This window comes from Dielma fastidiosa, from assembly GCF_003475485.1.
Classification (GTDB): domain Bacteria; phylum Bacillota_I; class Bacilli_A; order Erysipelotrichales; family Erysipelotrichaceae; genus Dielma; species Dielma fastidiosa.
In genome coordinates this window covers 56,481-69,458 of record NZ_QRQL01000004.1, presented here as the reverse complement: position 1 = coordinate 69,458, position 12,978 = coordinate 56,481, and the positions used below count along the sequence as shown (strand labels likewise).

9 protein-coding genes are annotated in these 12,978 nt (G+C 38.5%); 5 read left to right on the top strand and 4 right to left on the bottom strand.

Translation table 11 applies throughout. From position 1 onward, the window contains the following. Positions 1-2 precede the first annotated feature (2 nt). Complete coding sequence (gene thrB, locus DWZ33_RS09905) at positions 3-884, bottom strand: homoserine kinase (RefSeq protein ID WP_118454699.1); 882 nt, start codon at positions 882-884, stop codon at positions 3-5. Next, on the bottom strand, positions 878-2,371 hold the full coding sequence (gene thrC / locus DWZ33_RS09900; RefSeq protein WP_118454698.1) for a threonine synthase: 1,494 nt from the start codon (positions 2,369-2,371) through the stop codon (positions 878-880). The genes thrB and thrC overlap by 7 nt, the downstream gene beginning before the upstream one ends. Before the next feature lie 128 nt (positions 2,372-2,499). On the opposite strand from thrC, the gene DWZ33_RS09895 reads away from it, so the two are divergent. The 4 genes from DWZ33_RS09895 (at position 2,500) to DWZ33_RS09880 (ending at position 6,535) form a co-directional block, all read left to right on the top strand. Next, a complete protein-coding gene (locus DWZ33_RS09895) occupies positions 2,500-3,660 on the top strand; it encodes a homoserine dehydrogenase (protein ID WP_118454697.1) in 1,161 nt (386 codons plus the stop codon). Positions 3,661-3,680: 20 nt separating this feature from the next. After that, positions 3,681-5,003, top strand: a complete 1,323-nt coding sequence (locus tag DWZ33_RS09890; protein ID WP_022938843.1) for an aspartate kinase — start codon at positions 3,681-3,683, stop codon at positions 5,001-5,003. A 16-nt stretch (positions 5,004-5,019) separates the two neighbouring features. Continuing rightward, positions 5,020-6,024, top strand: coding sequence for an aspartate-semialdehyde dehydrogenase (locus tag DWZ33_RS09885; RefSeq protein WP_118454696.1), 1,005 nt, complete (start codon positions 5,020-5,022; stop codon positions 6,022-6,024). Between the two features lie 151 nt (positions 6,025-6,175). After that, positions 6,176-6,535, top strand: a complete 360-nt coding sequence (locus DWZ33_RS09880; RefSeq protein WP_118454695.1) for a hypothetical protein — start codon at positions 6,176-6,178, stop codon at positions 6,533-6,535. A gap of 64 nt (positions 6,536-6,599) precedes the next feature. Here DWZ33_RS09880 and DWZ33_RS09875 read toward each other — a convergent pair whose 3' ends face one another. Next, positions 6,600-7,910, bottom strand: coding sequence for an RNA-binding domain-containing protein (locus DWZ33_RS09875; RefSeq protein WP_118454694.1), 1,311 nt, complete (start codon positions 7,908-7,910; stop codon positions 6,600-6,602). Positions 7,911-8,164: 254 nt separating this feature from the next. On the opposite strand from DWZ33_RS09875, the gene DWZ33_RS09870 reads away from it, so the two are divergent. Further along, complete coding sequence (locus DWZ33_RS09870) at positions 8,165-9,217, top strand: alpha/beta hydrolase (RefSeq protein WP_118454693.1); 1,053 nt, start codon at positions 8,165-8,167, stop codon at positions 9,215-9,217. A 191-nt stretch (positions 9,218-9,408) separates the two neighbouring features. Here the strand turns inward: DWZ33_RS09870 and DWZ33_RS09865 are convergent, their stop codons facing one another. After that, complete coding sequence (locus DWZ33_RS09865; protein ID WP_182425638.1) at positions 9,409-12,969, bottom strand: fibronectin type III domain-containing protein; 3,561 nt, start codon at positions 12,967-12,969, stop codon at positions 9,409-9,411. Between the last annotated feature and the right edge of the window lie 9 nt (positions 12,970-12,978).

The window sequence follows — 12,978 nt, the reverse complement described above, 5'->3', positions numbered from 1 at the left end:
ACTTAGATTTCCTCACTTTCAACACCTTTTAGATCTGCTTTTAAATCAAACGCCTGCCATAAATGCCGGCATTGCTTTAGATCCTCCGCAAGCCGCTTTGAAAAATCCGCATGTTTTGATAATGCGATGCACGTAGGCCCTGATCCGCTGATGAAAAAAGCAACCGCGCCATGTTTCAGACAGATTTGACGGATTTTATCATATTCATGAATCAGCTGTGAGCGATAGGGTTGATGCAGACGGTCATTAAGTGCAATAGTCAGTAATTCTTCATCCCATGTCTCAAGCGCGCGGCATAGGACAGCTGTACGGGAAACATTATATACTGCATCTTTGAAATCAACCTGTGCTGGCAAAATTTTCCGTGCTTCATGCGTTGATGTCTGAAAATTTGGAATCAGCACACAGAAACAAGCTTGCTCATTTATTGGATAACGAACGCTGTATGGTTTATCTGCTTCCACCAAAGAAGCTGTAAGTCCCCCATAAATGGCCGGTGCCACATTATCGGGATGCCCTTCAATCTGATTACAGATATCTAATATTTCACCCTTATCAAGAGTATTGCCATGCAAAACATTGGCCGCCATACTGCCTGCCACAAGCAATGCCGCACTGCTGCCAAGACCACGGCTGATTGGTATATCGGAATGAAAGCGGATATGCAGACCTTTACGCTGCATATTTAATCTTTTCATCGTTAAATCATAAGCCGCAACCATCAGATTTTCTTCATTCTGATAAGCCGGTTCACAGCCATCAATCAACAAGCCCGCGTCTGTTTCTTCAAAGTCAATCACTGCATATAAACTTAACGCGCAGCCCAGAGAATCAAAACCCGGTCCGATATTGGCTGTCGTAGCCGGCACTTTAATTCTTACCATTGCTTTTCACCCAATTTCTTTTCTACAAAGGATTGAATTGCTTCTTTCGCTAAATGATTTTCATGACGAATCGGCAGTTCATTAAGATTTGCCAGATTTAAAGGAATTGTCACACCACATAAATCCGCCAGTTTCTGCATAAGTGAAAATTCATCGGTTTCCTGTTTGCCAGTAAGTGCTTCATAAACACTGCCGACAAATTTATAAGGTGAAGCTGTTGATAAGACAACGGTTTTCTGATTATTGATCTGCTGATTCGCAAACTTCATCGCAGCCGCATAAGCAACCGCGGTATGAGTATCTAACACATAATGATTTGCTTCATAGCACTGCTTGATGATTTCCTTTATCTTATCATCATCCGCACAGTCAGCCCAAAATTCACCCTGTAACTTTTCAAGCAGCTCTTTGCCGATTGAATAGCTGCCTTTTTCTTGTAATTCATTCATCCATAATCTTACCTGCTCATTGTCATACCCGCACAGCATGTATAGATAACGTTCCAAATTACTTGAAATTAAGATATCCATTGATGGTGACAATGTTTTTTTAAATGCACGATTACGATCATAGATACCAGTATTCATAAAATCTGTAAGAATATTATTTTCATTAGAAGCACAGATAAATTTAGCTACCGGCAAACCCATCTGTTTAGCAAGATAACCAGCCAGTATATTACCAAAATTTCCCGTCGGCACCGCAAAATTAACCGCTTCATAAAGTTTAATTTCACCGCGTTTTACTAAATCCGCATAGGCTTTAAAATAATAAACAACCTGCGGCATTAAACGGCCTACATTAATTGAGTTTGCACTTGAGAATTGCTGATGATTCTGTTTCATTCTCGCAGCCAATTCATGATTGGTAAAAATCTGTTTAACACTGCTTTGCGCGTCATCAAAATTACCCTGAATTGAAGCCACGCATACATTATTACCGGTCTGTGTCTCCATCTGGCGCTTCTGCACTGCACTGACTCCCTCTTCTGGATAAAAAACCATGATTTTAGTATTCTTGACATCCTTAAATCCCGCTAAAGCCGCTTTCCCAGTATCACCGCTGGTCGCTGTCAGAATAATGATTTCATCATCAACGCCATGTTTTTCAAGCGCAGTAGTCACCAAATGCGGCAGAATCGATAAGGCCACATCTTTAAATGCGGAAGTAGGGCCGTGAAACAGCTCCAAAAGATGAACATCACCCACTTTTACTAATGGAGTAATATCATCCGCTGAAAATTTACCCTCATATGCCGCATGCACACAATGATGTATCTCCTCAGCTGTATAATCATCTAATAGTTTGCCTAAAATCAGTTCCGCCAACTGATAATAATCTAAATCCAGAATTGAATTCAAATCGATTTTTAACTCACTCAAATCACGAAGCATATATAAGCCGCCGTCTTCAGCAAGTCCATTTAGGATTGCTAAAGAAGCAGACGCCTGACATTTTTTATCCCTTGTACTCTCAAAAATCCTCATAATTGACCCTCCGTACTTTCAACTTGCAATTAACATAGCACTATGATACAATGTTTTCAGTTTAAATACAAGTGTTTTTATTTTAAAGACATAGCGCGTTAAATGTATGTCTGTGAGGGAGGATAAGCATGAAAATAGGTTTACTGGGCTGCGGTACGGTTGGCAGCGGAGTTGTAGAAATCATAGAAAAATTAAAGGGATCGCTTGAAATTCAGCGCATTTTAGTCAAATCACCAGAAGACTGCAAAGATGCACGTTATACATGTAACTATGCTGATTTAGTAAATGATCCTGAAATAGATATTATTGTTGAAGTAATGGGCGGTCTGCATCCGGCTCGCGAATATATTTTAGAAGCTTTGACCAAAGGCAAACACGTTGTATCCGCAAATAAAGCTGCAATTGCAGCTAATTTTAAAGAATTTGTTGAGACTGCAAAGGCTCATCATTGTTATTTTTTAATTGAAGCAAGTACCGGCGGCGGTATTCCTTGGATTAAGAACCTCCAGCGTTATGCCAGAATTGATGATATTTTTGAAATTACCGGCATATTTAACGGCACAACTAACTATATTCTGGATCAAATGCATAAGTCCGGAGCTGATTTTGACGCAGTGTTAAAAGAAGCGCAGAAGCTAGGCTATGCGGAATATGATCCAAGTGCGGATATTGATGGCATCGATGTTCAAAATAAAGCCATTATTTCTGCAGGTATCGCACACAACACCTATGTATATAAGGAAGAGGTTCCGGTTTTTGGCATTCGTGATCTGACCTGTACAGACATTGATTATTTTCACCGCAGAAAGAAGGTCTGCAAACTCTTAGCGGTCATTCGCTGTCTTAATGATGAATTGGCAGTATATGTAGAGCCGACACTCTTAAATGAAAATTCTCTGGAAGCAAATGTTCCTGACAATTTTAATATTTGTTCATTAAGCGGTGTTACCATTGGTGATTTAAAATTTTATGGACAGGGTGCGGGCAAACTGCCAACAGCGAATGCAGTGGTTCAGGATCTTCTTGATATCGCATCTGATGAAGCTAAAGACTATGAAATTGTACTTGATAAGACACTCAAAGTTAATAATGAAAATGAAACACACGCTTATTATGTGCATACCGATAAAGCTTGTGAAACCTTACAGGAAATTAGCCGCGCCTATGAATCAAATGCTGATGGTGTTTTCTATGAAACAGGTAAGCTTTCTGTTGCCAAGATGCATGAGCTGTCAAAGCAGTTAAGGCAGCAGGGATATAAGCTTTTCTTTGCCGGTATCCGCGAATAAGAAAGTCTGAGGGGAAAATCATGATTAAAGTATCAAAATTTGGCGGCAGCAGTGTTGCCGATGCAATGCAGTTTGAAAAAGTGAAGCGAATCATTGAGAGTGATCCGTCTCGGCAGTTTGTCGTTGTTTCAGCTACTGGCAAACGATTTAAAGACGATAACAAAGTCACAGATTTATTATATTTATGCCATGCGCATTTGAAATATGGGGTTTCTTACGAGAATATCTTTTCGCTGATTGAAGAGCGTTATTATGCGATTCAAAAGGATCTGAAGCTGAAAACTGATTTACAGAAGGAATTTGCGGAAATCCGCTCAAAAATGAATCGTGATATGAGTATTGATTATCTTGTATCAAGAGGCGAATATCTGACTGGTCTTTTAATGGCCGAGTATCTTGGTTTTGACTTTGCCGATGCTGCTTCCTTTATTATTTTTAATTATGATGGATCGATTAATTTTGAAAAGACACAAAGCGCTCTTGAAAAGATTTTGGAGGAACATACACGTTTAGTTGTTCCGGGTTTCTATGGCGTATTGCCAAACGGTATGGTTAAAGTAATGTCTAGGGGCGGATCAGATATTACCGGTGCTATCCTAGCGAACGCGATCAATGCTGATGTTTATGAAAATTGGACAGATGTATCCGGAATTCTGGTAGCTGATCCAAGAATCATTGAGAACCCTCGGCGTATTGAAAGCATAACTTATAATGAATTGCGTGAATTATCTTATATGGGAGCGAATGTCCTTCATGAAGAGGCTATCTTCCCTGTTAAAGAAAAAAATATTCCCATCAACATCAGAAACACGAATGAACCGGATAACCCTGGAACGATGATCATGGAAGACTGCAGTGCTTTAGATAAGAAAAACCCGCCGCATTTTATTACCGGGATTTCTGGTCGCAAGAATTTCACTGCATTTACGATCAATCGCTCACATATGTCCAATGAGATTGGCATTGTGCGCCGTGTGCTGCAGGTATTTGAGAATTATAAAATCAGTATTGAAAATATCCCATCAGGCATTGACTCCTTTTCGGTCGTTGTTGCCAGTGAAAAGGTAGAGAATTGTATCTATGATTTGATAGCTGATATTAAAGAGAGTGTAAATCCCGATTCAATCAAAACTTATGAAAATCTATCACTGATTGCCATTGTTGGCCGCGGCATGGTCTATCGGCCTGGTATCAGCGGCAAGGTCTTTGGTGAACTGGGTAAACATGATATTAATATTCGTACGATCAATCAGGGTTCCGATGAAATCAATATTGTGGTCGGTGTTGAGAATAAGGATTTTGAAAAGACGATTCGCGTAATGTATGAACGCTTCATCGGCTAGAGGAGAAATGTGAACTATGAAAACTTATAATGTTGCGATATTGGGATCAACGGGTGCGGTTGGTCAAGAGATGATAAAAGTGCTGGAAGAGCGGAATTTTCCCGTTAAAGAATTAAGGCCGCTGGCCAGTCAGCGCAGTGTTGGAAAGAAAATATTATTTAAAGGAAAGGAAATCGATGTGCAGCTTGCATGTCCTGAAGCTTTTGTGGGAATGGATATCGTGCTGAGTGCTGTCGATAATCAATGGGCGAAGGAATTTGCGCCGGCGATCATAAAGGCAGGTGCTGTAATGATTGATAATTCCAGTGCTTTCAGAATGGCTGAGGATGTTCCTTTAGTTGTACCTGAAATCAACCCTGAGGATGCAGCACTGCATAAAGGCATCATTGCTAATCCAAACTGTTCAACAATCATCGCTTTGACAGCAGTAAACGCATTGAATAAAATATCTCCGATCAAAAAAATGATTGTTTCAACTTATCAGGCCGTATCGGGGGCCGGTGTGGCAGGAATTCAGGAGCTGAATCAGCAAGTAATGGCTTTAGGCCATGGAAAGCCAGCTGAGGTTAACACATTTCCTTACCAAATCGCTTATAATTTAATTCCGCAAATTGGCGATTTTAATGAGTTCGGTTATACCAGTGAAGAAATGAAGATGCAGAATGAAGGCCGTAAAATTATGCATTTGCCTGATCTTAGGGTTAATTGCACTTGTGTACGAGTTCCGATAATGCGTTCGCATAGTATTTCTATCGCCTTGGAGTGCGATGCGCCAATCAGTGTTGAACAAGCAAAAGCCGTAATCGCTGAGGCAAAAGGCTGTGTTTTAAAAGATGATCCAACTAATCGTGTATATCCGATGCCGCTTGATACAAGTGATCAAGATCTTGTTTTTGTTGGCCGCATTCGTGAGGATATCGCGAGTGATCATGGTGGTTTGTCACTATGGTGCTGCGGTGATCAGGTGCGCAAGGGAGCGGCAACAAATGCTGTGCAAATTGCCGAGATATTAATTAAATAGAATAACTATAAAGATGGCGGGTGAAATACCTGCCATTTTTTCACTTTTTGCGCATTATTTAATTTCTATTAAAGCAAAAATATTTCACAGCTTTGGGAAAAAGGTACATAGTATGTTATAATGTTTTCCAATTACAGGGTAGGAGGCATACATGAATAATACAACTGAAGAATACACAGCAGCGATTCAGATAATTACTTCAACGATAGCCAATTGTGAGAAGGCACAGCTGAAATTTAAGGCTGGCACCTCACAGCATTCATTATTGAAGAATCGTCTTAAGGCTTTAATAATTGCCAAGTCATTATTAACTGATGACGATGCGTGCAAGTATCAGGATGATGAGATAAGACAAGCACTGCCGCCAATCCTATCTATTATCAGTAAATGTGAAAAGGCGCAGCAAAAGTATGAAGAAGGAAGTGTACAATACAGAAGGTATGTACCGTTGCTGCATGCGATGAAGCTTTCACTATCGCTGATTGAGGAACAGCTTAAACACACAGGATAAACAAAAACGATTTCTCAAGCTATTGATTAACACAATAGATACTGAAATCGTTTTATTTTGAGATCTAATTGCCATGTGACTGATTTAAAACATATTTAATATTTTTACCTTTCCCTTGTAGTGAAAGAGCATTTTTATCTGTCATGCTTCTAAGTAATCTTGAAGCCGTTGAACTGCTGACATCTAATTGACATTCAACATCAGCCCTTGTAACAAATCCTTTTTCTTTCGCAATTGTAAATACTATCTTCTCATTCTTGTCTATGAAATCAATGTTAGTTGGCGTATTAACATTTTTATTAGGAAGAATTATTTTAAAAGCATGACTTGTACTTTCTATTTTTGGCTTATCTGCACAATTCGAATAAGCATTCATTATTTTTTTAATACCTGTACCATACGTTTCAATCAATTGCAGTTGATAAAATATATTAGCCAGATTTTGATTTCGGCAGACAGATAAGCCTAACATCACATCATCAAGCGTAATACCAGGTAAAAGCCCCCCAGCCGAAACAAATTCAATACGATCTTTATAAATACTGATTAAGGTACTAGCCCGCAAAGCATAATCACGATGTATAACTGAATTTAGAAGTGCTTCTCTTACTGCTACTTCTGGATAATCTCTTGAATCAATGCGCAGCAGTTTATCAAACGTTGAGTAAGTTTGATTGTGTAAATCAATATAATTATATACATCATTTAGCTGCTGCACTAACGAACCGGTGAATTCTTTACGATCTTTAAAAACATTCTGGTCTGACCCTTCAAATACAGCGATTTTAATTGTGTGTACGCACTGTTCAGACAACAGAAATCCAAGATTTGTATAGATACCATCTGCATTTATTATCTTTAATGTCTGCATCTGCCGCAAGCCAAAAGCCAGTTCACGTTGTTTGAATTCTTTTGAAGTTGCCTCAAAAGTCAGACTTTGTTCTAAAGAACGTTTTTCCTCATAGCTATCACCATCTGTTTCTTTTATCATTTGCCTAATTGCAGTATCTGTAGCAGGCACTGATGAAGTGCCTTGACGAACATAAACACCCTCAGGTCTTAATCCCTTTTTTGTGTAATAATACGGACGATTGGTTCCTCGCTGAATATTTACCGAAATAATTTTTTTATCATCTTGTTCGAGTATATCATAACGCATAAACATCGTAATATCTGGCTTGATAGTATCTCTAACCATATTGCTGATTTGCAGCATTGTTTCATCAATATTACTCACACCATAAATTGAGCCATCATTATTGACTCCGATATATAGTGTTCCACCCTCCGAATTAGCGAAGGCAATGATTTCCTTTCTTATATCTTCGACGACTTCACGTTTAAGCTCTACATTATAACTTTCTTGGAAATTCATAAATAAGCCTCCTCTTTCTCGTCATTATCATATCACATCTCGTCATTCTAATCAATATTTGAAGAGAATATGATATGATAAGAAGAAAATAAGTCAGCAACTCTCACAACTGTTGATAATTCACTCATTGAATTGCATCATTTCCTTTTAAAACCAGCCATGATATAATGAGAAAAATCGGCATTTATCCAAGTGGCCTGATGTATTTATTTAACTGAATAATAACACAGCGATGATGCTGAACGGAGGTTAAAATGATTTTAACAATTGTATTAGGTGGAATTGCTGCCATTTCCATCATTTTTGGAATGATTCGCTTCATTAAAGCGCAGAAATATAAAATACGCACAGCCGCAGGAATTCAAAAAACAGATTATGTTGTACTTGGCGGTATCGAACAATACATCCAGATTCGCGGAGAAGATCGATCAAACCCGATAATCATCATGCTGCATGGCGGGCCGGGGAATGCTATGGCTTTTTATTCTTATTATTGGCAAGCTGAATTAGAAAAGGCATATACGATTATCAACTGGGATCAGCGTGGCTGCGCAAACACTTACTACCGAAATACAGAGGCTGATAAGCCAGCCCTTGAATTACTCTTATCTGATTTAGATGAATTAGTAGATTATGCCTGCCGAGCATTTGGTAAGGATAAAGTAGTAATAATGGGACATTCATGGGGGACATTTTTAGGTGTAGCCTATGTCAGCAAGCATCCTGAAAAAGTTGCCGCATATGTTGGAGTTGGTCAATTTCATGATGTTTGGAAAAGTGAACAGCATGCGGTCGATGAAGCCATTCGTTTAGCAAATTTAGCCGGTAAAAATCAAGATGCAGAAAAGATTAAAAAACAATTGCAGATCGTGCATACAAGCCAAGAAGCAGATTTGCAAGAATTTATGAAATTGCGGCAGTTAACCGGAAAATATTTGCCAAGCGGTGAAAATACACCCTTTGTTGTTGAGCTATTTTCACCCTATTTATCTTTTAATGATTTCAAATGGTTCTTAACTCTTCTATTTAATTTTAAGAAATTCATTCACATTCAAGAAGAGCTCTATAAAACACTTTTTTCAAAGGAGGAATTGCCGGAACATAACATAACCACATTTGAAGTTCCAGTGCTGATTATTGCAGGCGATTGCGATTGGATAACACCTTATGAAATGGCTCATGCCTATTTCAAACAAATTTCAGCTCCTAAAAAGAAATTCATTTTAATTGAAAAAGTGGGGCATATTCCATTTAAACCAGGACATTTTACACAATTGGTGATGAAGTCATTGGATGAATTAAAGTAAATTCATAAAACTTATGCATGCAAGAACTCATGGCTATTATGGTTATTCATGAGTTTTTCTTTGGTTAAGCATAAAAAAAAGAGAGTGATGAAACTTGGGGGAAAACATCACTCCCTTTACCGGTGGAGATTCCATCTTTCGACTTCTTCTCCATAGTGAGGAACAGATCGCTCTGTTCCTTTTTCTTTTGTTTATCCTTGATAGATCGGACTTTGATAGATGCCTAAGCTGTTGATCCAGCAGCCTTCTACCATCGCATTGCTTACCATCTTTCCATCACTTCCGATGTAGTACCAATAGCCGCTGTGACTTGGTATCCATGTGTTATAGATCATCTTTCCATCCAGATCCACATAATACCAGTTGCCGCTGTTGTCCGGTGCCCAATGCTGACGCCATAGTTTGCCGTCTTCCGGTCCCATGAAGTACCAGTCATTCCCATCTCTGATCCAGTCCTTCATCAGATGTCCGTCCGTTGGATGCATGTAGTACCAATCACTTTCGATCGGCAGCCATCCTTTCGCGATCACACCGTCGGCATAGGCATAATAGCGTTTTCTTGATTCTTCAAACCAGCTTGCTTTCTTCATGACTCCCTTTTGATCAAAGAAGTAGGTCTTTGAGTTGATGTCATTGAAGCCTGTCACCAGCTTTCCTTCATTATTGAAGTAATAGGTCTTTGCTTCGATCTCTTTGAAGCCGGTCACCAGCTTGCCGTTTTCATAATAATAGGTGCCGTCCTTTTCTTCTTTCCAGCCTTCATTCTTGCTGCTGCCGCCGCCAAAGCTGCCGCCGCCTGTACCACCGCCGCTGCTTTCTTGTTTCTTTGGTGTTGCTTTCACAGCGACTGAAGGTTGACTTACTTTTCCACCACTGTTAGTTAATACAACTTGAATGTCATAATATTCAGTTCCATTTGTCAATCCTGTCAATGTCACACTCTTCGCATTGTCTAAGTTTTCGAATGTTTTAGTAGCTGATTGTTCTGTCTCCTTTTCAGTACCGTCTTCATTCTTTCCTTTTTCTTTGTATTTATAAGAAACAACGGCTTTGGTGATATCCGCACCGCCATCATCTGTCACATTCCAAGACAATGAGATACTGCTGTCTTTAGCGGTAGGTGTAACTGTTCCAATTACCGGTGCTTCTGCAGCTGATGTTTCTGGCTTATATTCATCAGACCAATCAGAATCACTGCTTACATTGGCTACTCCCTTTTGACGCTGAACGAGGATATATTCAGTATCTGCACGCAAGTTATCAAAGGTTAAGGTACTTCCATTGCCTTTTAAAGTTTTGATCTCTGTACCATTTGATTGTTTCAAAAGGTATTCAAAGTCACTCCTAGAGGCATTGATAGTGATCGATTTATTCGTTACTGTTACATCACTTGAAGTTAATGCATTCGGTTTAGTAAGCTTATTCAATACGACATTGATTGTTACTGTTGTTTGAGCTGATGAACCATTTAGATGTGTCACCTTGACTTTGAAAGTCTGACTTCCTGTAGTTTGTGGAGTAAAGGTAATGACACCGGTTGAGCTGTTAATACTTGCATTTTGCACTGTCTCCATAAGAGTGAAAGTATAATCACCACCATCAATACTTACAGGATCTATAGTTGGTGTTCCTGATGTATATTGTTTGCCTACCTCAGCACTATTTTGAGTTCCATATGTAATACTTTTGATCGGTATAGCTTTCCAAACAGCATATAGATCAACACTCTGATTGCCTTCCTTAGTCTCATAAAGCGCATTGTCTTTATATGCAATATTTCCTGATTCTGTTAATGACCAGCCTTCAAACGTATAACCTGCTTTTGTGAAAGTGTTTGCTTGTAGTTTCTCAGTAGTCTTCTCAGTGATTGATTGTGTCTTTGTTCCAGTACCTCCATCATGGAAAGTAATAGTTGTCTTAGGCAGATCATTCACTGTGATCGTATACTCTGCATCACTTAATGCATTGTATAAGTCACTGCCTGCTGTGCTTACTTTTACCTTTATTGTTCCTGATTTAGTAGGGGTTATGGTTGTTTGATCACCTGTTGCAGCGCCTGCATTATTTGATTGAACGTCATATGTTACAGCTCCACTCTGCGCTATATCAATCGTTTCACCTTTGTTGTTCTTTAAGATAATCATTGAACCTAAGTTTACCTCAGTATTGATTGAAGTTGTACCAGGGTTTTCTGACAATTTCAATGTTCCTTTATTGATCGTTACTTCAAATTCCTTTTCTGCTTCGTTATAATCATCATTTCCTGATGCTTTCACTTTGATCTTTAATGTACCCGATTTTGTGATATTTGTGATTGTTCCATTAGCATTGATTGTCGCTTCTGCATCTGAAGAAGCATCTCTTTCATACGTTATGGCTCCCTGTGCGTCAGAAACACTCAGCTTAGGTGACTCATTTTCACCAACAGTTATCGTATTATCAGTAGTACCGCCAAATAGTGAAACCGTAAAGTTCTGCACAGCTTTATATTTGATCGTTTCTGATGGTGCTGAAGCATCTGAATCATCATAAGAATCAGAATTGTTTGATATTGCTGTCACTGTCACATAATAACTGTGTCCTTCTTGTGGTCTAACATTCAGTTTAGTCTTAGTGGTACCACTTATTGTTTCAGATGATTCTTTTGTATTATTATCATAAATATCAACAGTATAATCAGATACCTTGCCTGAATTACCAGCTGCATCAGTAATCGTTACATAAAGACCCTCATCACCTTTTTCAAGTACAACACTAGGTGCTGCCAATTTCACTTTACTTGCTTTAGCAGCGGCTGAGAAATCACTTTGTGCTGATTCAGCATAGTCTGAACCGTCAGCTGGATTGGCTTTTACCTTTGCAAAATATTCTGTATTGGCTGTTAAATTAGATAATGCAATGTTTCCCGTTTTAGCTGTTACTGTTTTAGTATAATCTGCATTACCTTCTTTATCAGAATATAAATATAAGGTATAATTATCTACTTCCTTACTATCATTAGTATCTGTGACACTATATTTCAAACCACCATTCTCAGTATCTGAACTGAGTGTTACAGATGGTGTTGACAAAGTTGGTTGTATTACATTAAATCTTATCCACAAGAACTCAGTATCTATAGGAGTTGTTTTAGTAGCTCCATTATGCAATACAGCATTCGTATAGAAAAACAATCCACCACTTAAATCATCTCCTTTAGCGGAGAATGTATAAGTTGCCACTTGCAAAGGTTCTGTTATTCCAGATTCTTTTGTAGTCGAAGCACAATCAAATGTTACTTCTTTGTCATGGCCGGTAATTACATCTCCTTGCATATATGGATTACTATATTTATTCTTTAATTGCATTGAACCTATTGTGGATGAGGTTGCTTGCCCAAGTATAGGCGTACAATCTTTTAATTCAAATTGTTCATCATTATATGCAATATAAGAAACAATTCCTGTAACTTTTGGATTTCCAGTTACAGCAACCGTAATAACAATATCCTCACCTTTATTGATATCAATTGTTTTATAAAATACTTCTTCATCTGCAGCCATAACTAAATCTTTTCCTGCAGAGTCTTTGCCAACAACAACCGATTCTGTTAGTTGTGTTAACGTTTCTTTATTTAGGTCATCAATCCCATTTACTGAAATAATCAGCTGATCATTCTCTTCTGGCTGCTCTTCTGCCTTTATTGAATTAATTGGCAATATCAAGGAGGCTGGAATCAAGAGCAATAAAAAGACTTTTACTATTTTTTTCATAATTTTCAT

Excerpts from the sequence above, each read along its gene's own strand:
- DWZ33_RS09890 (WP_022938843.1), top strand. The coding sequence starts at position 3,681 with ATGATTAAAGTATCAAAATTTGGCGGCAGCAGTGTTGCCGATGCAATG.
- DWZ33_RS09880 (WP_118454695.1), top strand. The coding sequence starts at position 6,176 with ATGAATAATACAACTGAAGAATACACAGCAGCGATTCAGATAATTACT.
- thrC (WP_118454698.1), bottom strand. The coding sequence starts at position 2,371 with ATGAGGATTTTTGAGAGTACAAGGGATAAAAAATGTCAGGCGTCTGCT.
- DWZ33_RS09885 (WP_118454696.1), top strand. The coding sequence starts at position 5,020 with ATGAAAACTTATAATGTTGCGATATTGGGATCAACGGGTGCGGTTGGT.
- DWZ33_RS09875 (WP_118454694.1), bottom strand. The coding sequence starts at position 7,910 with ATGAATTTCCAAGAAAGTTATAATGTAGAGCTTAAACGTGAAGTCGTC.
- DWZ33_RS09865 (WP_182425638.1), bottom strand. The coding sequence starts at position 12,969 with ATGAAAAAAATAGTAAAAGTCTTTTTATTGCTCTTGATTCCAGCCTCC.
- DWZ33_RS09870 (WP_118454693.1), top strand. The coding sequence starts at position 8,165 with ATGATTTTAACAATTGTATTAGGTGGAATTGCTGCCATTTCCATCATT.
- thrB (WP_118454699.1), bottom strand. The coding sequence starts at position 884 with ATGGTAAGAATTAAAGTGCCGGCTACGACAGCCAATATCGGACCGGGT.
- DWZ33_RS09895 (WP_118454697.1), top strand. The coding sequence starts at position 2,500 with ATGAAAATAGGTTTACTGGGCTGCGGTACGGTTGGCAGCGGAGTTGTA.